Genomic DNA, 22,253 nt, shown 5'->3' with positions numbered 1-22,253 from the left:
GCTAACTTATGCTCATGAGGTGCCGAGCTTTGGCCCGGTTCTGCGATTTGAAGTAGTGCCATGATAGGTCCTTGTCACGCTTACTAGCCGAGGAGTTTGTCTTCGACTAGCTCAATTTCGTTCTTTAGTTTGGCAATGAATTTTAGCTTACGAACTCGGTCTGCGGCTTCAGTCCATAGACCATCATCAAGCTCTTGCTCGACGCTTGCCAGATGCTGTTTGTACATTTTGCTGACCTTAGAGTCGAAGTCAAAAAGCGCCGATTCAGGATCGGACTTGTCAGCAATCTCTTCCAGTTCTTCGCGCAGTTCCATTTGCTCCATTAAGAACATCGGATCTTGCATTGTTTGCTGTTCACCTCGGATCTCAACACCTTGCTCTGCGAGGATATACTCGGCGCGAGAAATAGGATTTTTCAGAACTTGATAGGCATCGTTGATTTGCGCCGCCTTTTGCACCGCCATCAAACGGTCACGTTCTGAGCCCGTTGCAAAGTTATCCGGGTGGAAGCGTTTTTGTAGTTCTCGGAACTGAGAAGAAAGAAGGCTACCATCCAGCTTAAACTGACTTGGTAGCCCAAATAATTCAAAGTGATTCATTAAGTTCGGGTCCTAGTAAAGCCTTCCGGACTCGTTTGCCCAGAAGGACAATCAATTAGACGTTGAAGCTTTCACCACAACCACATTCACTTTTCGCGTTAGGGTTGTTGAATTCAAAACCTTCATTCAACCCTTCTTTCACGTAATCCAATTCAGTACCATCTAGGTACACTAAGCTCTTTTGATCGATGATAATTTTCACTCCAGAGAGTTCAAATACTTCGTCTTCTTCATTGAGCTCATCAACAAACTCAAGTACGTATGCCATGCCGGAACAGCCAGTCGTCTTCACTCCAAGACGTAAACCGATACCTTTGCCTCGGTTATCTAGGAATGCTCTTACGCGACTTGCCGCTGATTCTGTCATTGTGATGGCCATACTGCACCTTAGTCTGTCTAAATTTCGATTGGAATGGGAGCGTCAAAGCTCCCATTATATTACGGAATAATTATTCTTGGTGTTTTTTCTTGTAGTCAGCAACCGCTGCTTTGATTGCATCTTCAGCAAGAATAGAACAGTGAACTTTCACTGGTGGAAGCTCTAGCTCTTCAGCAATCTCAGAGTTTTTAATTGCTGCCGCTTCATCAACTGACTTACCTTTTACCCACTCAGTTACTAGTGAGCTTGATGCGATTGCACTACCACAACCGTATGTTTTGAACTTCGCATCTTCGATGATACCTTCAGGTGTCACTTTGATTTGAAGCTTCATTACGTCACCACACGCAGGAGCGCCAACCATGCCGCTACCTACTGATGGATCTTCTTTATCGAATGAACCAACGTTACGTGGGTTCTCGTAGTGATCAATTACTTTTTCGCTGTATGCCATGATAAATTACCTCGAATCCTCTATTTCAATCCCTGAGATTAATGGTGAGCCCATTCAACAGTGCTCAAATCAATCCCTTCTTTGTACATATCCCATAGAGGAGACATGTCGCGTAGCTTAGTCACTGCAACGCGGATTTGTTCAATTGCGTAATCAATTTCTTCTTCAGTCGTGAAACGACCAAACGAGAAACGAACCGAGCTGTGAGCCAATTCGTCATCCATGCCTAGGGCACGAAGAACGTAAGAAGGCTCAAGGCTTGCAGACGTACAAGCACTACCAGAAGATACCGCTAGATCTTTAAGCGACATTAGTAGTGATTCACCTTCTACGAATGCGAAACTGATGTTTAGGTTGTGTGGTACACGCTGCTCAAAGTCACCGTTTACCGTCACTGCTTCTAAGTCTTTCACGCCATCAAAAAGACGGTTACGAAGCGCTAAAGCATGATCGTAATCTTTTTGCATGTCTTCTTTTGCAATGCGGAATGCTTCACCCATGCCTACGATTTGGTGAGTAGGTAGTGTACCAGAGCGGAAACCACGCTCATGACCGCCACCGTGCATTTGCGCTTCAAGACGAATACGAGGCTTACGACGTACGTAAAGTGCACCGATACCTTTAGGACCGTAAACTTTGTGAGCAGAAAGTGAAATTAGATCAACTTTCATCTCTTGAACGTCGATTGGTAATTTACCTGCAGATTGCGCAGCGTCCACGTGGAAAACAATTTTACGCTCACGGCACAGTTCGCCGATCGCTGTAATGTCTTGAACCACACCAATCTCGTTGTTTACATGCATAATAGACACAAGCACGGTGTCATCACGCATGGCTGCTCTAAGCTTCTCTAGATCGATCAAGCCATTTGATTCTGGCTCAAGGTAAGTCACTTCAAAGCCTTCACGCTCAAGTTGACGACATGGGTCAAGAACGGCTTTGTGCTCTGTTTTACAAGTGATTACGTGCTTGCCTTTCTTCGAGTAAAAGTGCGCTGCACCTTTAATCGCAAGGTTGTCTGATTCTGTCGCACCAGATGTAAATACGATTTCGCGAGGATCTGCATTTAGAAGGTCAGCAATTTGCTCACGAGCAGTATCGACCGCTTCTTCTGCCTGCCAGCCGTAACGGTGCGAACGTGACGCTGGGTTGCCAAATGTGCCATCCATTGTCATGTACTGAACCATTTTTTCAGCAACACGTGGATCAACTGGACATGTAGCGGAATAATCAAGATAAATCGGCAGTTTCATTCTCTACTCCAATGTAAAAAGCTGACCGCTAAGAGCGGACGTTTACACCGATGGGCGCGGCGGTTGTATTTTTGTTTGATAGCCCATGGGTTACCGCCAGATCAATGTCCTGACGATCAGAAATTTCGAGTACTTCATTGTCTGTCATCAACTCACCAAGAGTGATGTTATTCAAAAAGTCACTAATGCGAGAGCTTAGGTCACGCCACAGCGTGTGAGTAAGGCAACGTGTTCCACCTTGGCAATCTCCTTTACCTTGGCATTTGGTTGCATCTACTGACTCATCAACGGCAGCAATCACGGTACCAATAGCGATACTGTGAGCGTCGGCACCAAGTCGGTAACCACCACCAGGACCACGAACGCTGGCAACGAGACCTGCTTTACGCAATTTTGAAAATAGCTGCTCTAAGTAAGAGAGCGAGATCCCTTGACGCTCTGAAATATCAGCCAGAGGTACAGGGTTTTGTTGCGAATGCAGTGCCACATCCAGCATGGCTGTCACCGCATATCTTCCTTTAGATGTAAGTTTCATACCACACCGTATCCACATGGTTTGTAATGGTTAAGATTTTTCCATACCTGAGTAATTTGGTCAAGTATTTATTTGACCATTTTACTCAGGTATTCATCCTTACACCTAAAGTGGTTATTATTCACTCAGAACTTCTTTTCTATCGAAGTCAAAACGCCTCGTAGAATATTAAGTTCTTGGGTTTCTGGTCGAGCTCGAGAGAACAAACGACGCAACTTATTCATCACCTGTCCAGGTTGCTCTTTGTTAATAAACTGGGTCTCAACCATCACCTTTTCAAGATGCTCGAAGAACATTTCAAGTTCTCGATGACGCGGGTATTCTTCCGATTCATTTGGGGAAAACTGGCTTTGCTCTAAGTTCAAGTGTGCAACTCGCACTTCGTAACTGAGAGTTTGTACAGCCATCGCTAGGTTAAGCGAGCTGTACTCAGGATTAGCGGGAATACAAACATGGTAGTGGCACTTTTGTAGCTCTTCGTTTGTCAAACCAGTTCTTTCTCGGCCAAACACGAGCGCAACCGGATGCTTTCGGCCTTCAACTGCAAATTTCTCACCGCATTCACGTGGCTCGAGCATTGGCCATTCTAATGTACGAGAGCGGGCGCTAGAACCCACAACAAGGCCACAATCTTCAACCGCTTCTTCTAATGTGCCGACAATCTTTGCATTTTGAGCAATATCACCAGCACCCGCAGCTAAAGCAAAAGTTTGTTCATCCACTTCACATTGTGGATCGACTAATACTAGTTGGTTTAAACCCATCACTTTCATTGCTCGAGCTGCTGAGCCAATATTGCCTGAATGAGAGGTACCTACGAGTACAATTTTTACTTGATCCAACATCTGTGTTTGCTGCCTAAATTAAAACCGCAGAATGTTATCATAGTTTTTTAAGACACCCTAGAGGCAAGCAGACCTCTCTTCTCATTCTTGGTTATTGTTCTCGTCCGCAGTATGCTCTGTACACTCACCAGTCGCATTTAGAACAAAAAATAACCACTTCCCTTTTTAATTATCTCTGGTATACTCGCCGCCGCTTTCATTTGTTCTTTAACATCCGTTGGGAAATTCGTATGCATCCAATGCTAAACATTGCTATTCGCGCTGCGCGAAAGGCTGGCAATCATATTGCTAAATCATTAGAAAACACTGATAAAGTAGAATCTACTCTTAAAGGCACTAATGACTTTGTCACTAACGTAGACAAAGAAGCAGAATACATCATCATCGATACTATCAAGCAGTCTTACCCTGAGCACTGTATCGTTGCTGAAGAACAAGGTCTTATCGAAGGTAAAGATAAAGACGTACAATGGATCATCGACCCACTGGATGGCACCACTAACTTTGTAAAAGGTTACCCAACTTTCGCGGTTTCTATCGCTGTTCGTATTAAGGGTAAAACTGAAGTTGCTTGTGTTTACGATCCAATGCAAAACGAGCTATTCACTGCACAACGCGGTGCCGGCGCTCAACTAAACAGTGCACGTATTCGTGTTGCTCAACTAAAAGACCTTCAAGGTACTGTTCTAGCAACAGGCTTCCCATTCAAGCAGAAACAACACGCTGAGTCTTACATCAAGATCGTTGGTGCGCTATTCACTGAGTGTGCTGATTTCCGTCGTAGCGGCTCTGCTGCTCTAGACCTTTGTTACGTGGCTGCTGGCCGTGTTGATGGTTACTTCGAGCTAGGCCTAAAACCTTGGGATATGGCAGCAGGTGAGCTTATTGCTCGTGAAGCTGGCGCAATCCTAACAGACTTTGCTGGCGGCACTGACTACATGAAGTCTGGTAACATCGTTGCTTCAAGCGCTCGTGGCGTAAAATCTATCCTTAAGCACATTCGCGAAAACGGTAACAGCGCGATCCTTAAGTAATATTTGAAAGTCATATATAGCCCGTCACGCTGATGACTTTAGAAAGCCCCGCTCATTGAGCAGGGCTTTTTTGTATCTACTGCTTCGTATCGACTTAGCTGTAGCTGAAGGCTCTTCATACAGAGAGGCTCTACAAGCTCACGACTCTATTCAGATACAAAAAAACCGCTGATTGCTCAGCGGTTTTTGTTTTCGGTTCTCAATCTGCCTTATGGCATTTCGTCGAACTCTGCACCTTCTTTTTCTACTTGAGGTGGCATCAAGTGCTCTTTCTGGATACCCAGTTTTAGAGCCAGTGCTGATGCTACGTAGATAGAAGAGTAAGTACCTACAGTGATACCGAGTAAAAGTGCGGTTGCAAAGCCGTGAATCATAGCACCACCCTGCATGAACAGTGCAATTACCACGAACAACGTCGTACCAGATGTAATCAATGTACGGCTCAACGTTTGAGTGATTGAGGCGTCCATAATGTCTGAAGGTTCGCCCTTACGCATCTTACGGAAGTTTTCACGAATCCGGTCAAATACAACGATGGTATCGTTGAGTGAGTAGCCCACAACCGTCAGTAGCGCAGCTACGATGGTCAGGTCAACTTCAATTTGTAGAAACGAGAAGACACCTAGCGTGATTATTATATCGTGAGCCAATGCCATTACCGCACCAGCCGCTAGACGCCATTCAAATCGCATCGATACATAAAGCAGAATACAGATCAGCGATACCAAGATCGCTAGACCACCAGCTTCTGTTAGCTCATCACCAACATTGGGACCTACGAACTCAATACGACGCATTTCTACGCTTTCGCCAGTACCATCTTTGATAGCACCAATGATTTGGTTACCTAGCGTTTCACCAGAAACGTCATCACGTGGACGAAGACGGACCATGACTTCACGAGCACTACCGAAGTTTTGTACTGTCGCATCGCCAAAGCCTTTTGAATCTAGTGCTGCACGAATCTCTTCAAGGTTTGCTGGCTGTTCAAAACCGACCTCGATAAGCGTACCGCCAGTGAAATCTAGACCCCAATTAAGCCACTTGGTTGACAAAGTGAAGATAGAAGCAGCAATCATTATAATTGAAAAAACGAATGCTACTTTCGACCAACGCATAAAGCCGATCGTCTTCTCTGCTTTTAGAATTTGAAACATATTAATTCCCAGCCTTAGATCGACAATTTATCAACGCGTTTGCCACCGTAGATCAGGTTCACGATACAACGTGTACCAATAATGGCGGTGAACATTGAAGTTAAGATACCGATAGATAGAGTAACTGCGAAACCTTTCACCGCACCTGTACCGACCGCAAATAGAATGATTGCAGTAATTAGTGTTGTGATGTTCGCATCAGCAATCGTGCTGAATGCATTCGCGTAACCTTGGTGAATTGCTTGTTGTGGACTGCGTCCATCACGAATTTCTTCACGGATACGCTCGAAGATCAGTACGTTCGCATCAACCGCCATACCGACTGTTAACACGATACCGGCTATCCCTGGAAGCGTCATGGTAGCGCCTGGAATCATCGACATAACACCAATGATAAGCACCAAGTTTGCCATTAGAGCGATGTTTGCAATCAAACCAAAGCCGCGGTAGTAAAGCAGCGTAAATAGCATTACGGCAACCATACCCCAGATACATGCTTGGATACCCATATCGATGTTTTGCTGGCCCATTGATGGACCAATGGTACGTTCTTCAACGATAGAGATAGGTGCAATCAGTGCACCAGCACGTAGTAGAAGTGCTAGGTTGTGTGCTTCTGCAGCAGAGTCGATACCTGTGATACGGAAGTTACGACCAAGAGCCGATTGAATCGTTGCTTGGTTGATGACTTCTTCATGCTTATCCAGAATAACTTTGCCTTCAGGCGTACGACGGCCACTGTCTTTGTATTCTGCAAACACGGTAGCCATTAGCTTACCAATGTTCTTCTTAGAGAACGCAGACATCTTATTACCACCTTCGCTGTCTAGCGAGATGTTAACTTGTGGACGACCATATTCATCAACACTTGAGCTTGCATCTGTGATGCTTTGACCGCCAAGAATAACGCGCTTCTTAAGCACAACTGGGCGACCATCACGGTCCATCTTGATTTCACTACCTGCTGGCGCACGACCATTTGCCGCTGCCGATAGGTCAGCTTTATCATCAACTTCACGGAATTCAAGCGTTGCCGTAGCTCCGAGAATTTCTTTTGCACGAGCAGTGTCTTGAACACCAGGCAGTTCAACCACAATGCGACTAGCACCTTGACGTTGAACCAATGGTTCCGCAACACCTAGTTCGTTGACACGATTACGTAAAATCGTAATGTTTTGCTCAACAGCATAGTTACGGATCTCTTGTAAACGTTGCTCAGTAAAGGTGGCAGTAAGAGCGTAACGGCCATTTGAATCAGAATCGACAAAAATCATGTCCGGGTGATTCTTTTCTAGCGTTGCTTTCGCTTCTGCTAATTGCTCTTCGTTACGCAACAACACTTCTACCGCTTCTTTTCCAGAAGGGCGGATTGCACGGTAACGAATCTTGGCGTCACGAAGTTCGCTACGGAAAGCTTCTTCTTGTTGACCAACAAGCTTTTCCATCGCTGCATCCATATCCACTTCCATTAAGAAGTGAACACCACCGCGAAGGTCAAGACCTAGCTTCAATGGTGACGCGCCAATCGCTTCTAGCCAATCGGGTGTAGAAGGTGCAAGGTTAAGTGCAACAATTGTGTCTTTGCCTAGCGCTTCGCTGATGACATCACGAGCACTGATTTGTGTGTCAGTGTCGTTAAAACGAACAAGAATTGATCCATCTTCGAGAGCAATGGATTTATGAGAAAGTTGCTCTTTGTTAAGAGCAGTAGTGACAGCATCCAGCGTTGACATATCTACAGAGGCGCCACGCGCCCCTGTAACTTGAATAGCCGGATCTTCACCGTAGATATTTGGAAGTGCGTATAACGCAGCGGTGATGATGGCAAAAAGCACCATCAAGTACTTCCATAATGGATAACGGTTTAGCACAGCGAGGATCCTTTAGCTGTTTTATAGAGACTTAAGCGTACCTTTTGGTAGCACTGCAGTGATGAAGTCTTTCTTGATTACTACTTCATTGTTCGCGTTAAGCTCAATTGAAATGTAGTCATTGTCTTCAGCAATCTTAGTGATTTTACCCACTAGGCCACCGCTAGTTAAAACTTCGTCGCCTTTGCCCATAGAAGCCATTAGGTTTTTGTGTTCTTTTACGCGTTTCGCTTGTGGGCGATAAATCATGAAGTAAAAGATCACTGCGAACATGCCAAGCATGATTAGCATTTCAAAACCACCGCCTGCTGGCGCGCCTTCTGCTGCTGCGTGAGCCTGAGAAATAAACATTAAAACATCCTCATTATATTTTATTGATAATCAAACAAATTGGGCTTTCGCATTTTAGATTCAAGTCTGAGAGTAACTAATAGAGATCGCTCTCTCAAAAATAACGTGCGTTAGCCTACTTTATTAGCAAAAGCCTCTGGCGACATGCCAAAGGCTTTAATTCTTTTAGTTTTTCAATTACTGCTCTTTTGCTAGTGGTGGCACTTCACGGCCACGACGCTCATAGAACTCAGTAACAAATTCATCGAAGCGATCTTCATCAATTGCTTTACGAATGCTTTCCATCAGACGTTGGTAGTAACGCAGGTTATGGATTGTATTCAAGCGAGCGCCTAAGATTTCATTACAACGCTCTAAATGGTGAAGGTACGACTTGCTGTAGTTTTGACAAGTGTAACAGTCACAATGCGGATCCAATGGTGTTGTATCCGTTTTATGTTTCGCATTACGGATCTTGATCACACCACCAGTCACAAATAAGTGACCATTACGTGCGTTACGCGTTGGCATTACACAGTCAAACATGTCGATACCACGACGAACACCTTCAACCAAGTCTTCTGGCTTACCTACGCCCATCAAGTAGCGAGGTTTGTCTTCAGGAAGTTGAGGACAAGTATGCTCAAGAATACGGTGCATGTCTTCTTTAGGCTCACCTACTGCCAAACCACCAACCGCGTAACCGTCAAAACCGATTTCCGTTAGACCTTTTACCGACACATCACGTAAATCTTCGTAAACACCACCTTGGACAATACCAAATAGGTTGTTCGGGTTTTCTAGCTTCTCGAAGTGGTCACGTGAACGCTGTGCCCAGCGTAATGACATTTCCATCGATTTCTTCGCTTCATCGTGTGTCGCTGGGTAAGGCGTACACTCGTCAAAAATCATAACGATGTCAGAGCCCAGGTCTTTTTGAATTTCCATCGACTTTTCTGCGTCCATGAAAATCTTGTCACCGTTTACTGGGTTACGAAAGTGAACACCTTCTTCAGTGATCGTACGCATCTTACCAAGGCTGAATACTTGAAAGCCGCCTGAATCAGTAAGAATAGGACCGTGCCAGTTCATAAAATCGTGCAGGTCACCGTGCATTTTCATCACTTCTTGACCAGGACGTAGCCACAGGTGGAACGTATTACCTAGCAGAATTTCTGCACCAGTACCTTTTACTTCTTCTGGTGTCATACCTTTAACGGTACCGTAAGTACCTACTGGCATGAACGCAGGAGTTTGAACAGTGCCGCGTTCGAAAGTCAGTTGACCACGACGTGCATTGCCGTTTTTCTTCTTAAGATCGAATTTTAATTTCACGATGCCTCCGGGTGTCAGAGAAACAGTCTGACTGAGTGTTTAGGGCTCTACCCTACTTTAAGGAGCGGTCGCTTTTCCTTGCGAGAGACAAAGCAATGGATGCTTTATTTCCTAGCTTACTGCTAGCACTCGTAAATCTATTTTTAACTACGCTGTTTTCTTCTTGATGAACATTGAATCGCCATACGAGAAGAAACGGTATTTGTTTTCCACCGCATGTTTGTAAGCATTCATGGTGTTCTCGTATCCAGCAAATGCACTCACCAACATGATCAGTGTTGATTCAGGCAAGTGGAAGTTTGTGATCAAGCAATCCACTAGCTGATATTCGTAACCAGGGAAAATAAAGATTTCAGTATCGCCAAAGAATGGGGCCAGCTCAGTCCCTTTTTGCAATGCGTCTTGCGCTGCACTTTCAAGTGAACGCACAGATGTGGTACCAACAGCAATAATTCGTCCGCCACGCGCTTTCGTCGCTTTAATTGCTTCGACGACTTCTTGTGGTACTTCTACGTACTCGGCATGCATGTGGTGATCGTTGATATTTTCCACTTTTACCGGCTGGAATGTACCCGCCCCAACGTGCAAAGTAACGTAAGCAAACTCTGCACCTTTCGCTTTGATTTTCTCCAAGAGAACATCATCAAAGTGAAGGCCTGCTGTAGGTGCCGCAACCGCACCTGGCTTTTGATTATATACCGTTTGGTAACGCTCTTTATCTGCATCTTCGTCTGGACGGTCGATGTAAGGAGGAAGCGGCATATGGCCGATTTCTTCCAGAATTTCTAGTACCGTCTTATCAGAACTAAATTTCAGTTCAAATAAAGCATCATGGCGTGCAACCATTTCTGCTGAATATTCATCATTCTCGCCAACAATAATGGTTGTACCTGGTTTTGGTGATTTAGAGCAACGAACGTGCGCGAGGATGCTTTTCTCATCCAACATGCGCTCCACCAGCACTTCTAATTTACCGCCCGATTCCTTGCGGCCAAAAAGACGAGCAGGAATAACACGAGTATTATTAAACACCACTAAGTCACCGGGTTGAACTTGGCCCAATACATCAGTAAATGTGCCATCAATGAGCTCTCCGGTATTGCCGTCCATTTGCAGCAGTCGGCTAGCGGTACGCTCTGGTTGAGGGTAGCGAGCGATGAGTTCATCTGGAAGGTCGAAATGGAAATCTGATACTTGCATGTTACTTGTCTTATCTATTGGTCAAATCACGTCTAGGCGACGATAAAATTGCGACGAGTTTTTCGCAGCAGACTAGTATATGTTTACATGCTGCAATAGCAAGCAAATCACCAGAATATAGCAGTAAAAGCCATGGTGAAGAGTGTAATAAAACGTGAAAAGCCTCGATTACTTGGCACTATTTTTAATTTGAGCCCCAAAGAGAGAACATGAAAAAAGCAAAGCAACGTATACCGCTGCTTATTAGTTTGGCATTCCAATCGCCCTATCAAACCTCACGCTTTCGCCACAAGAATAACGGCACGAATAAACCCAATAACCAAAACCCTAGACTGCCACCTTCATCATCTGAGCCTTTGAAATCACAGTTATTGGTCGCAATGCCATCGTGACACTCTTTATTGTCACCACTTTCATTGTTAGCACTTTTGATAAAATTCGGCGCAATGATGTAACGACTTGGTGGCGCATCGGCAGTGATGTAAGACTGTACCCAGTCGTAATAGTGGCTCACCTTGGTGTAGAAACTTGGGATCGTCAAAGAGCCACACGTTGGTAGAATAAGGGGGCCGCCACTAACAATACCAATTTGTTTGCCGGTCGCCACATCGACCAACGGGCCACCACTGTCACCTTTACATGCAGAGTTGCCATATTGAGTATGGCTATCTGGCTCCAATACATGGTTTTGTGTTGGTAGCGTACAAATTTTGGTTTGGTTGTCTCTTGAATCAATGATCCCCGGAAAACTGCTGCCAATTTCTAAACGCTCATAACATTTGTCGATGGGTAAAAATGTGCTAATGGTGGTTTTGAGCGTATTAGAAGGTTCAGAAGCATCCGGCTGAGTAGCCCCCCATCCAAACACTTGCACATTTTCGACACGTTGATTGGTCAGGTAATTATCGTTCCAATCCGCCACCAAACGTGCTTCGATACTCTCCATGTCAACTTTACTCGCTAGGTCAGCAAAGTTCGCGTTTGCCACTGGGCGCGTGAGATACAGCAACGCGATGTCTGAATCTAAACCGGTTTGGATAGGTTTCACGTTGCCATTACTGTCGGTCTCAGCTTTTGAAATCCGGGTGTAATCCGGATGAACCACAACATGAGACACCGGATAAAAGTTATCAAGCCCTGCAGAATTAAGTTCATACGCATTCGCATTCACCGACAGCTCACCCGGCGGGGTCACATAGTAGGTTGCTTCATTGGTTCCTTGTCCCATCACCACACAGTGCGCCGCAGTCAGTACCCATTGCTCTGTCAGCATCGTTCCACCACACAGCGGAAACTCTGCCATGTTACTTGCTCGCAAAGTAACGCGGTCAACAGGATCGGTTTGTTCATCTCCTAACACAATCGCCTGTGTTGATGGCACACTGAATGCCGCCACTGCCAGCGCAATAAGTTTGTTACACGTTGTTCGTTTCATCTAGGTTGCTGTCTTCAATTTGGTAAGCCTGGACGTATCTTCTTCGAGAGAAGAATCTTGGAAAATCCAGCGAATAAAAATGTGCGATTCAATTCATTGGATTACCTTGGGAACACATTCAATATCAACTAAAAATGCCAACTGACTCGCACACAAACCGACTTATTCAAATTAATAAAAACACCAATAAAACACAGATTACGCAGCCCATCAGCATTGTGCTATTTAATTGATGAAAAACGAGTTAGCTCCCAGATATACAGAAAAATATTCTCTATATTTAAGAGAAGGACAATGCCGCTGGAGGTCTCTATGATCAAGGTTGAAGACATGATGACTCGTAATCCTCATACCTTACTGCGCACGCACACCTTGCGTGATGCAAAAAGCATGATGGATGCGCTTGATATTCGACACATTCCGGTTGTTGATGCCAATAACCACTTACAAGGCTTGGTGACTCAACGCGACATTCTTGCTGCTCAAGAATCGAGCTTGCACCCAGATGAGGCTGAACAATCTTTTACTTTAGACACACCGCTCTACGAAATGATGCACACCAATATCATGACGGCAGAGCCTATCGCGGGGCTCAAAGAGAGCGCTATCTATATGCAAAAGCATAAAGTTGGCTGTCTACCTGTTGTCACCAAAGGTCGATTGGTCGGCATCATTACTGACAGTGACTTTGTGACCATTGCGATTAACTTATTGGAACTGCAAGAAGAAGTGGAACCTGAAGAAATCGAGCAGGAAGAGTAGTACGCAAGCGTATTCTCTTTGTTGTAAGTTTCGTTTTTACACCGGTTAAACGAAAAAAGAGCGGCAGGGTTGCCGCTCAAAATGCCATTACTGACGCTGATTAAGGAAGTGTTTCTCTGCCAATTAGAATTGGTCTTCTTCGGTCGAACCTGTCAATGCTGTCACTGAAGAGTTACCACCTTGGATAGTATTGGTCATTCTATCGAAGTAACCTGTACCTACTTCTTGTTGGTGCGCAACAAACGTATAACCTTTTTCAGCCGCTTGGAATTCAGGACGCTGAACTTTCTCAACATAATGACGCATACCTTCACCTTGAGCGTAAGCGTGTGCCAGTTCAAACATGTTGAACCACATGTTGTGAATGCCTGCTAGCGTGATGAATTGGTACTTGTAGCCCATGTCTGCAAGCTCTTGTTGGAACTTAGCAATGGTTTCTGCATCTAGGTTTTTCTCCCAGTTGAATGAAGGCGAGCAGTTGTACGCCAACAATTGATCTGGGTATTCAGCGTGAATTGCTTCTGCAAACTTACGTGCTTCTTCCAAACATGGCGTAGCCGTTTCACACCAAATCAAGTCTGCATATGGTGCGTAAGCCAGACCGCGAGAAATCGCTTGGTCGATACCCGCGCGAACGCGGTAGAAACCTTCTTGAGTGCGCTCACCTTCAATAAAGTCTTTATCATATGGGTCGCAATCTGAAGTAATGAGATCCGCCGCATTCGCATCAGTACGAGCAATAACTAATGTTGTTGTTCCCGCTACGTCAGCAGCCAAACGAGCTGCAACGAGCTTTTGTACCGCTTCTTGCGTAGGAACTAATACCTTACCACCCATATGACCACACTTTTTCACCGATGCTAACTGGTCTTCAAAGTGAACGCCCGCGGCACCGGCTTCGATCATCGATTTCATTAGTTCGTAAGCGTTAAGCACACCACCAAAGCCCGCTTCCGCATCCGCTACGATAGGTAGGAAGTAATCAATACCACCTTCATCTTCAGGCGTCTTACCAGCAGCCCACTGAATTTGGTCTGCACGACGGAATGAGTTGTTGATACGCTTTACTACTGACGGTACAGAATCTACTGGGTAAAGAGATTGGTCTGGATACATCGTCGAAGCGGTGTTGTTATCCGCCGCTACCTGCCAGCCTGACAGATAGATCGCTTCAATACCTGCCTTAGCTTGTTGAACGGCTTGACCACCCGTTAGCGCACCAAGACAGTTTACGTAACCTTTTTTCGCACTACCGTTGACCAGTGACCAAAGTTTGTCTGCACCACGTTGTGCAATTGTGTTTGCAGGCACCATAGAGCCACGCAGTTCCACCACTTCCTCGGCAGTGTAAGTACGCTTCACATTTTTCCAGCGTGGGTTAGTTGCCCAGTCTTTTTCCAGAGCTTCAATTTGTTGGCGGCGAGTTAAGTTAGTCATTGGTCTATCCCTCTTTATAATTTGCACTTTATGCGTGTGCGTTGAGTTTCCGTTCTCAGGCAGTACTTCCCTATCTGCCTTGAAAATCCTTCACGTTATTGGTGTTACAGTTATTCTTTATTAATCCAGGTAGTCATAACCAGGAACTGTCAAAAAGTTGGTCAGTTCATCGCTCGTCGTGAGCCTTGCCATTAAGTCTGCTGCTTCTTCAAATCGACCCGCATGGTAGCGCTGCTCGCCAATTTCTTGCTTCACGACTTCAATCTCCTCTTTGAGATAGAGCTCGAACAGCTCTTTAGTGACCTTTAATCCGTTGTCTAGCGACTTGCCGTGTTGAATCCATTGCCAGATAGAGGCGCGTGAGATTTCTGCCGTTGCTGCGTCTTCCATCAGTCCGTAAATCGGCACACAACCATTGCCAGAAATCCAAGCTTCGATGTATTGCAGCGCAACGCGAATATTGTGGCGCATTCCGCCTTCAGTGCGCTCGCCTTCACAAGGCTCAAGCAGTTCAGCTGCTGTAATAGGCGCATCCTCTGCACGGCTCACATCCAACTGGTTGGTGCGTTCACCCAGCACAGCACTAAAGACTTCCATAGCAGTGTCAGCCAAACCTGGATGAGCCACCCAAGTACCGTCGTGGCCGTTGTTAGCTTCTAACGATTTGTCAGTCTGGATCTTGTCTAATACTTTTTGATTCTCTTTCGGGTCTTTAGCTGGGATAAATGCGGCCATTCCTCCCATCGCGAAAGCACCTCGTTTATGGCAAGTACGTACCAATAATCGCGAGTAAGCGTTTAAGAATGGCTTGTCCATCGTTACCACTTGGCGATCTGGCAGTACTCGGTCTGAGTGTTTTTTCAATGTTTTGATATAGCTAAAGATGTAATCCCAGCGACCACAGTTCAAACCAACGATGTGTTCTTTAAGCGAGAACAGAATCTCGTCCATTTCGAATACCGCTGGTAAGGTTTCAATCAGCACAGTCGCTTTGATGGTGCCTGTATCCAAACCGAAATAGTCTTCCGTGAAATGGAACACTTCGCTCCACCACTTCGCTTCGTGATGCGATTGCAGTTTTGGAAGGTAGAAATAAGGGCCGCTGCCTTTTTGAAGTAACGCTTTGTAGTTGTTATAGAAATACAGAGCGAAATCGAATAGCGCACCTGGAATGATCTGACCGTGCCACGTAACGTGTTTTTCTTTTAAATGAAGGCCGCGAACACGGCAGATCAACACCGCTGGGTCATCTTCCAGCTGATAATGTTTGCCATTGCCAGGATTGGTGTAACTGATGGTGCCATTAACAGCATCGCGCAAGTTAATTTGACCATCCAGCACTTTACTCCATGCAGGAGACATTGAATCTTCGAAGTCTGCCATGAACACTTTTACATTCGCATTCAGTGCGTTAATCACCATCTTGCGGTCAGTTGGTCCGGTAATCTCCACACGGCGATCTTGCAGATCTTGTGGGATTCCTAGGATCTTCCAACTTCCTTCACGGATGTCTTGTGTCTCTGGTAGAAAATCTGGTAGCTCACCAGCATCAATACGTGCTTGCTTCTCTTCTCTTGCTTCCAGCAACTGTTCAACACGTCCGGCAAATTTTTCACACAGTAGAGATAAAAAGGTTTGGGCTTCAACAGGGAAAATTGCTTGATGTTCTGGAGCAACGACTCCATTCACCTCAAGCATGCCTTGGGTTTGCTTTAGTTGTTGTGTTTTTTGTTCTGTCTGAGCAAGCATAATCATTCATCCTTAACGTGCTTTATCAATCTTGGGCAGTCAGCGTAAAGCTACATTTGTAAGTTATGAACAACAAATTACATCCTTTAACTTTGTGTTCAACTCGTCTAGCCATGCCGATAGATTGCGTAATGCTACGTGTATTTTCAATCTAGACATAAGTCGTATCGGCCTTTAAATAAGCTATATCAACAAAGGGTTTAGTGAAACCCCTAATATAAACAAAACAGAAAATTCAAAGTTTTATTCCGCAAGGTAAAAACCATCTATCAAGCGCCTTATTTTGTAAGTTATTACGTAATAAAATTACATTAAATTTAAAGTCGCTTTATAATTTCAAACAAGCGTATGAATATTGACAGGTAAACAAACACCTTGTATTCACAAGGGCTGAAGAGATGGATTTAAACAGGGGTCAAACAAGACATGCAGGGCTTTGTGTAAAATTAACATTGTGAAATTTCACTATTTTATGAAAGCTTCATCAAAGAAGAGCTGTAAAATTTTACAAGTCAAAGTTTACCAGCAGAATAAAATACTAGAAAGCGCACTGTTTCCAGTGCGCTTTTAGATAAATAATGGAGAAGTAAGGGCTAATACTAATAGCTAAAGCAGCTCTGAAACGACTTCTGCAAGTTGATTAAATGTTTTCGTTCTTGACGAGCTCGGACGCCAAACTAAGCCGATTTCGCGATAAGCTTGTTTACCTGGAGGATCGATCACGACTAAATTCTGGTTATGCAGCAAGCCATGGTCGATAGCCATTTGAGGAATGAACGTTGTTCCCAAACCATTCGCAACCATTTGCACCAGTGTATGGAGGCTGGTTGCCGTAAACGGATTGATTTTTTCTTTGTCTGTTAATTTACACGCTGATACCGCATGTTCCGTTAAGCAATGTTCTTTCTCTAGTAGAAAGACGGATTCGTCAGGTAAATCCGCGTAACGAATCGGCACAGGGACCGATTGGGCTTGATTAGCGCTTATAACCATTCGAAACGGATCCTTACCCACTACTCGGCTTTCCATGCCATCAATTTCGACTGGTAACGCTAAAATAAGCACATCCAGCTCACCATGTCTGAGCGCTTGAAGTAAGTTTGTCGTCGTGTCTTCTCTTAATAAAAGATTCAGTTGTGGAAAACGGTAGTTCACCTCTTGTACCAAATCACACAGTAAAAACGGAGCAATTGTTGGTATACATCCTACTTTTAGCTGGCCTTGCATATCGTCGCCTTGGCACATACGTCCAAGCTCGACCAAATCTTGCCCTTTTGCTAACAGCTCTCGCCCCTGCTTTACTACCATTTCTCCTGTTTGGGTAAAAACCAGTGGACTTTTCTTGTCTTTCTTTTCATATAATGGACAGCCAATCAACTCCTCTAAGTTTTGAATACCCTTACTTAAAGTCGACTGACTGACAAAACAACGCTCTGCAGCGTCACTAAAATGTCTTGTTTCATGCAGTGTGACTAAATAGTGTAACTGCTTCAAACTGGGCCATTTATTCATAATTGTATTTGTATCTACCGCCGTTCCAGTGATCGAGTTAAGAGTTTTGTTATTATCGTTTTTTTCGATTAACTCAATCTATTTATTTCGCTTTTTTCAATACTACAATCTGTACTATAGTTTGTCTCGTACAAACACGAACCAAACCGACACAACTGAATTCGGTTTGGAGCTAACCATACTTTTTAGGAGCAAAAAAATGGTACTAGTAGGTCGTCAAGCCCCTGATTTTACTGCAGCAGCTGTTCTAGGTAACGGTGAAATCGTTGAAAACTTCAACTTTGCAGAGTTCACTAAAGGTAAGAAAGCAGTAGTATTCTTCTACCCACTAGATTTCACTTTCGTTTGCCCATCTGAGCTAATCGCATTCGACAACCGTCTAGCTGACTTCCAAGCTAAAGGTGTTGAAGTAATCGGTGTTTCTATCGATTCTCAGTTCTCTCACAACGCATGGCGTAACACTGCTATCGAAGATGGCGGTATCGGTCAAGTTAAGTACCCACTAGTTGCTGACGTTAAGCACGAAATCTGTAAAGCTTACGACGTTGAGCACCCAGAAGCAGGCGTTGCTTTCCGTGGTTCTTTCCTAATCGACGAAGAAGGCGTTGTACGTCACCAAGTAGTTAACGACCTACCACTAGGCCGTAACATCGACGAAATGCTACGCATGGTTGACGCTCTTAACTTCCACCAGAAGCACGGCGAAGTATGTCCTGCACAATGGGAAGAAGGTAAAGCAGGTATGGACGCATCTCCAAAAGGTGTTGCAGCGTTCCTATCTGAGCACGCAGCTGACCTAGGCAAAAAATAATAGACCTTCACCCTAGCTCAACGGGTGTGATGGTTGGATGTATATAAAGCAATAAGCTAATGCGGAAAACCGCAAACGCCAATCAGTCTAAGTAAAGTCCTATCAAAGCCCAGAGCCTCTGCTCTGGGCTTTCTTTTTCCTTCAGATAAACCGCCAAAATGAGGTAACGCTTTAGCGTAAACTTTACCTCTATTTATCATCCCCTCCATACAGATTCTGCTTACTGGCCCTGTTAATATCTTAGCCACAACACTTATTTGTAACGTTAGCAGGATAAATGAACGTGGTTACTCACCTAGAAGTCTGTATTGATAATATTGAATCTCTGCACTACGCCATTGCTGGCGGCGCCACTCGGATTGAACTTTGCTCCTCTTTGGCTTTAGGCGGACTAACACCCAGTTATGGCTTTATGCAGCAAGCGGCTAAGCTTTCTAGTGTTCCAGTTTATGCCATGATCCGCCCACGCCAAGGTGACTTCTTCTACAATGAAGAAGAGATCGAAATGATGCGTTGGGATATTGAAGCAGCTCACCAATCAGGCTTGAGCGGTGTCGTGTTCGGCGTGCTCACTCAAGACGGTGATATTCATATGCCTTACGCGGCTGCGCTGTGTGAATTTGCTCAAGCGCTTGGCTTAGGCGTGACCTTCCATCGTTCCTTTGACCAGTGTCGTGACGCTGAAAAAGCTTTGGAAGAAGTGATCAGCTTAGGTTGTGAACGTATTTTAACCTCCGGTCTTGCGCCTTCAGCACCGCAAGGGATCGATGTGCTTAGAGCTTTGGTTAAGCAAGCCCAAGGACGCATAGCAATCATGGCGGGTGCTGGCGTTAATGCGAGTAACGTACGTGCGTTAGTAGAAGACACTCAAGTTCCTGAAATCCATCTGTCAGGCAAAACCACACGCCCTAGCCAAATGACCTTTGTTGCTGAACAAAGCAAAATGGGCGCATCCGATGTCGATGATTTTTTAATCCCCATCACAAGTACACAAGCCATTACCGATGTCGTAGCAGCTCTCAAATAGACGACCGTAACCTCACGCGCATAGCTTTTGAGTGCTAACATATTGTTTATCAAGGAGTGAGGAAAGGTGTATGTCTAAATTGAAGAAAAAGGAATACGAAAAGGAGCTCAAAAACCTTCAAGTTGAGCTCGTAAAACTTCAAGAGTGGGTCAAACACAAAGGGTTAAAAGTGGTGGTTCTGTTTGAAGGCCGTGATGCTGCGGGCAAAGGCGGAGTGATAAAGCGAATTACAGAAAAGCTAAACCCGCGTGTTTGTCGCGTAGTAGCTCTGCCTGCACCGACAGAAAAAGAAAAAACGCAATGGTACTTCCAACGTTACGTCGCTCATTTACCATCTGCTGGTGAAATCGTTTTATTTGACCGAAGTTGGTATAACCGAGCAGGTGTCGAAAAAGTCATGGGGTTCTGTACTCCAGACGAATACGAGGAGTTTTTACGCTCTTGCCCTGAATTCGAGAGAATGTTGCAACGCTCTGGGATTATTCTGATTAAGTATTGGTTTTCGGTTTCAGACGAAGAGCAGGAAAAACGTTTTCTAGGTCGAATTAATACGCCGATCAAACGTTGGAAATTCAGCCCCATGGATTTGGAGTCACGTCATCGCTGGGCGGAGTATTCGGAAGCAAAAGATAAGATGTTTGCCTATACAGACACGAAAAGCTGCCCTTGGTGGGTCGTCCCTTCTGATGACAAAAAGAAAGCGCGCTTGAACTGTATCAGTCATTTACTAAGCCAGATTGATTACAAAGCACTTGAGTACTCACCCATCGAATTACCTGAACTCAATAAAGAAGGTTACGTCAGAGCGCCCATTGATGATCAGACCTTCGTTCCTGATAAATATTGACGTGCTTTCCTTCTCTCTAATAAATAGACCAGCCTAAAAGCTGGTCTATTTATTGAAGTCAGTTACTTCAGTACGTCATCAATACTTTGATCACCTAGATGGCGTACATCTTTCCCTTTCACGAAGTAAATAATGTATTCACAGATGTTCTGGCAGCGGTCACCCACGCGTTCAATCGCGCGTGCCGACCACATCACTTGCAGAATATTAGGGATATTTTTTGGATCTTCCATCATGTAAGTCATCAACTGACGAATCACCGCTTCATACTCGGCGTCTAGTTTGTCATCTTGTTTGTGCACCTCTGCTGCCGCTTCTACATCCATACGGGCAAACGCGTCTAAAACCTGATGCAGCATATTAATTGCCTGACGGCAGAGAGGCTCTAACGACACTTGGAATTGTCGTTCTTTTGATGATGGGCTTTCAATGGCAACGTAAGCAATGCGTGTCGCCACATCACCGATGCGTTCTAAATCCGTGATCGTTTTGATGATAGCCATGATTAAGCGCAAGTCTTTTGCCGTTGGCTGACGCTTAGCAATAATGCGTGTACAGGCGTCATCGATCGAGACTTCCATCGCATTCACTTTATGATCGTCACGCACAACCTTACGCGCCAGTTCGATGTCTTCTTTATGCAAGGCTTGAATAGCATACGAAAGCTGCTGCTCTACCAAGCCTCCCATGGTTAATACATGAGTACGAATCGATTCTAGCTCTACGTTAAATTGTCCTGAAATATGACGTCCAAAGTGCATGATGTTCCTTATTCCGTATAGAGTCGCGACTTAACCGTAGCGACCCGTAATGTAATCTTCGGTCTGTTTCTTCATTGGCGAAGTGAAGATCGAGTCCGCGTCAGAGTATTCAATTAACTTACCCATATGAATGAATGCAGTATGATCGCTCACTCTCGCCGCTTGTTGCATGTTATGGGTAACGATAACGACAGTATATTGAGTCTTCAGCTCATTGATAAGCTCTTCAATAGTTAAAGTTGAGATTGGATCCAACGCTGATGTTGGCTCGTCCAATAACAGGACTTCCGGCTCAATCGCCACCGCACGCGCAATGACCAAGCGCTGTTGCTGACCACCAGATAAACCAAATGCGTTCTCATGCAAGCGGTCTTTTACCTCATCCCACAACGCCGCCGAGCGCAAGGATCGCTCCACTGCGTCATCTAAACTGCGGCTGTTTTTTACACCTTGTAAGCGTAAGCCATAAACTACATTTTCATAAATAGACTTAGGAAATGGATTGGGTCTTTGAAACACCATCCCCACTCGGCGTCGAAGTGTCGCAACATCGACATTAGGATGATAAACATTCTTGCCATGGAGACGCACTTTGCCTGTGACTCGACACCCTTCCACTAAGTCGTTCATGCGATTGATGCAACGTAATAACGTCGACTTTCCACACCCTGAAGGACCGATAAAAGCGGTGACTCGCCCTTTGGGAATTCGCATCGAAATATCATGCAGCGCCTGAGTTTGACCATAGAACAGATTAAGGTTCTCGATTGAGATGGCTGTTTGTTCATCCGTTAAATTATGAACGTCCAATGGTGGCTCATAACCTAATGTACTATCAAAATTAAACATACTTAATCTTGTCCTAACGTTCTGTATTTTTCTCGTAAATTATTGCGAATACTGATTGCTGTTAAGTTTAG

Annotated in this window: 22 protein-coding genes; 5 read left to right on the top strand and 17 right to left on the bottom strand. The window is 44.8% G+C overall.

What is annotated here, in order from left to right; translation table 11 throughout:
* Positions 1–83: 83 nt before the first annotated feature.
* The 6 genes from hscB to trmJ all read right to left on the bottom strand — a co-directional run bounded on the left by hscB (position 84) and on the right by trmJ (position 4,065).
* Positions 84–599, bottom strand: a complete 516-nt coding sequence (gene hscB, locus R8269_RS22265; RefSeq protein WP_005381716.1) for a co-chaperone HscB — start codon at positions 597–599, stop codon at positions 84–86.
* A 55-nt stretch (positions 600–654) separates the two neighbouring features.
* Positions 655–978 carry an iron-sulfur cluster assembly protein IscA gene (gene iscA / locus R8269_RS22260; protein ID WP_005381717.1) on the bottom strand — a complete coding sequence of 108 codons (324 nt, stop codon included), beginning with the start codon at positions 976–978 and terminating at the stop codon, positions 655–657.
* A 70-nt stretch (positions 979–1,048) separates the two neighbouring features.
* Positions 1,049–1,432, bottom strand: a complete 384-nt coding sequence (gene iscU, locus R8269_RS22255; RefSeq protein ID WP_005381718.1) for a Fe-S cluster assembly scaffold IscU — start codon at positions 1,430–1,432, stop codon at positions 1,049–1,051.
* A gap of 38 nt (positions 1,433–1,470) precedes the next feature.
* Positions 1,471–2,685 carry an IscS subfamily cysteine desulfurase gene (locus R8269_RS22250; RefSeq protein WP_005381719.1) on the bottom strand — a complete coding sequence of 405 codons (1,215 nt, stop codon included), beginning with the start codon at positions 2,683–2,685 and terminating at the stop codon, positions 1,471–1,473.
* A 28-nt stretch (positions 2,686–2,713) separates the two neighbouring features.
* On the bottom strand, positions 2,714–3,220 hold the full coding sequence (gene iscR / locus R8269_RS22245) for a Fe-S cluster assembly transcriptional regulator IscR (RefSeq protein ID WP_005381720.1): 507 nt from the start codon (positions 3,218–3,220) through the stop codon (positions 2,714–2,716).
* A gap of 125 nt (positions 3,221–3,345) precedes the next feature.
* On the bottom strand, positions 3,346–4,065 hold the full coding sequence (gene trmJ, locus R8269_RS22240) for a tRNA (cytosine(32)/uridine(32)-2'-O)-methyltransferase TrmJ (RefSeq protein WP_115385749.1): 720 nt from the start codon (positions 4,063–4,065) through the stop codon (positions 3,346–3,348).
* Between the two features lie 230 nt (positions 4,066–4,295).
* Here trmJ and suhB point away from each other — a divergent pair, with 230 nt between their 5' ends.
* The gene (gene suhB / locus R8269_RS22235) at positions 4,296–5,099 is read left to right on the top strand and encodes an inositol-1-monophosphatase (protein WP_005381722.1); all 804 of its coding nucleotides are present in this window, start codon (positions 4,296–4,298) and stop codon (positions 5,097–5,099) included.
* Positions 5,100–5,308: 209 nt separating this feature from the next.
* On the opposite strand, the gene secF is transcribed toward suhB, so the two are convergent.
* The 6 genes from secF to R8269_RS22205 form a co-directional block, all read right to left on the bottom strand.
* Complete coding sequence (gene secF, locus R8269_RS22230; protein WP_005383689.1) at positions 5,309–6,256, bottom strand: protein translocase subunit SecF; 948 nt, start codon at positions 6,254–6,256, stop codon at positions 5,309–5,311.
* Positions 6,257–6,270: 14 nt separating this feature from the next.
* On the bottom strand, positions 6,271–8,127 hold the full coding sequence (gene secD / locus R8269_RS22225; RefSeq protein WP_005381724.1) for a protein translocase subunit SecD: 1,857 nt from the start codon (positions 8,125–8,127) through the stop codon (positions 6,271–6,273).
* Positions 8,128–8,148: 21 nt separating this feature from the next.
* The gene (yajC, locus tag R8269_RS22220; protein ID WP_005381725.1) at positions 8,149–8,478 is read right to left on the bottom strand and encodes a preprotein translocase subunit YajC; all 330 of its coding nucleotides are present in this window, start codon (positions 8,476–8,478) and stop codon (positions 8,149–8,151) included.
* A 177-nt stretch (positions 8,479–8,655) separates the two neighbouring features.
* Positions 8,656–9,792, bottom strand: a complete 1,137-nt coding sequence (gene tgt, locus R8269_RS22215; RefSeq protein ID WP_005381727.1) for a tRNA guanosine(34) transglycosylase Tgt — start codon at positions 9,790–9,792, stop codon at positions 8,656–8,658.
* A gap of 147 nt (positions 9,793–9,939) precedes the next feature.
* A complete protein-coding gene (gene queA / locus R8269_RS22210) occupies positions 9,940–10,992 on the bottom strand; it encodes a tRNA preQ1(34) S-adenosylmethionine ribosyltransferase-isomerase QueA (RefSeq protein WP_005381728.1) in 1,053 nt (350 codons plus the stop codon).
* A 268-nt stretch (positions 10,993–11,260) separates the two neighbouring features.
* Complete coding sequence (locus R8269_RS22205) at positions 11,261–12,427, bottom strand: trypsin-like serine protease (RefSeq protein WP_017820563.1); 1,167 nt, start codon at positions 12,425–12,427, stop codon at positions 11,261–11,263.
* Between the two features lie 312 nt (positions 12,428–12,739).
* On the opposite strand from R8269_RS22205, the gene R8269_RS22200 reads away from it, so the two are divergent.
* The gene (locus R8269_RS22200; protein ID WP_017820562.1) at positions 12,740–13,189 is read left to right on the top strand and encodes a CBS domain-containing protein; all 450 of its coding nucleotides are present in this window, start codon (positions 12,740–12,742) and stop codon (positions 13,187–13,189) included.
* A 123-nt stretch (positions 13,190–13,312) separates the two neighbouring features.
* On the opposite strand, the gene aceA is transcribed toward R8269_RS22200, so the two are convergent.
* The 3 genes from aceA to R8269_RS22185 form a co-directional block, all read right to left on the bottom strand.
* A complete protein-coding gene (gene aceA / locus R8269_RS22195; protein ID WP_005381733.1) occupies positions 13,313–14,626 on the bottom strand; it encodes an isocitrate lyase in 1,314 nt (437 codons plus the stop codon).
* Positions 14,627–14,746: 120 nt separating this feature from the next.
* The gene (gene aceB, locus R8269_RS22190; protein ID WP_017820561.1) at positions 14,747–16,375 is read right to left on the bottom strand and encodes a malate synthase A; all 1,629 of its coding nucleotides are present in this window, start codon (positions 16,373–16,375) and stop codon (positions 14,747–14,749) included.
* A gap of 606 nt (positions 16,376–16,981) precedes the next feature.
* Positions 16,982–17,887: a hydrogen peroxide-inducible genes activator gene (locus R8269_RS22185; RefSeq protein ID WP_005383681.1), complete on the bottom strand. Its 906-nt coding sequence runs from the start codon at positions 17,885–17,887 to the stop codon at positions 16,982–16,984.
* A gap of 199 nt (positions 17,888–18,086) precedes the next feature.
* On the opposite strand from R8269_RS22185, the gene R8269_RS22180 reads away from it, so the two are divergent.
* The 3 genes from R8269_RS22180 (at position 18,087) to ppk2 (ending at position 20,572) form a co-directional block, all read left to right on the top strand.
* Entirely contained in the window at positions 18,087–18,698 is a 612-nt protein-coding gene (locus R8269_RS22180; protein ID WP_005381738.1) for a peroxiredoxin C, read from the top strand.
* A 283-nt stretch (positions 18,699–18,981) separates the two neighbouring features.
* Entirely contained in the window at positions 18,982–19,725 is a 744-nt protein-coding gene (locus tag R8269_RS22175; protein WP_132937069.1) for a copper homeostasis protein CutC, read from the top strand.
* Positions 19,726–19,795: 70 nt separating this feature from the next.
* On the top strand, positions 19,796–20,572 hold the full coding sequence (ppk2, locus tag R8269_RS22170; RefSeq protein WP_047102160.1) for a polyphosphate kinase 2: 777 nt from the start codon (positions 19,796–19,798) through the stop codon (positions 20,570–20,572).
* Positions 20,573–20,634: 62 nt separating this feature from the next.
* Here the strand turns inward: ppk2 and phoU are convergent, their stop codons facing one another.
* Positions 20,635–21,333 carry a phosphate signaling complex protein PhoU gene (gene phoU / locus R8269_RS22165; RefSeq protein ID WP_005381744.1) on the bottom strand — a complete coding sequence of 233 codons (699 nt, stop codon included), beginning with the start codon at positions 21,331–21,333 and terminating at the stop codon, positions 20,635–20,637.
* Between the two features lie 30 nt (positions 21,334–21,363).
* On the bottom strand, positions 21,364–22,182 hold the full coding sequence (gene pstB, locus R8269_RS22160) for a phosphate ABC transporter ATP-binding protein PstB (protein ID WP_005381745.1): 819 nt from the start codon (positions 22,180–22,182) through the stop codon (positions 21,364–21,366).
* Between the last annotated feature and the right edge of the window lie 71 nt (positions 22,183–22,253).

The organism is Vibrio sp. Vb0667, from assembly GCF_033391095.1.
This window is presented reverse-complemented; position numbering and strand designations above follow the sequence as displayed.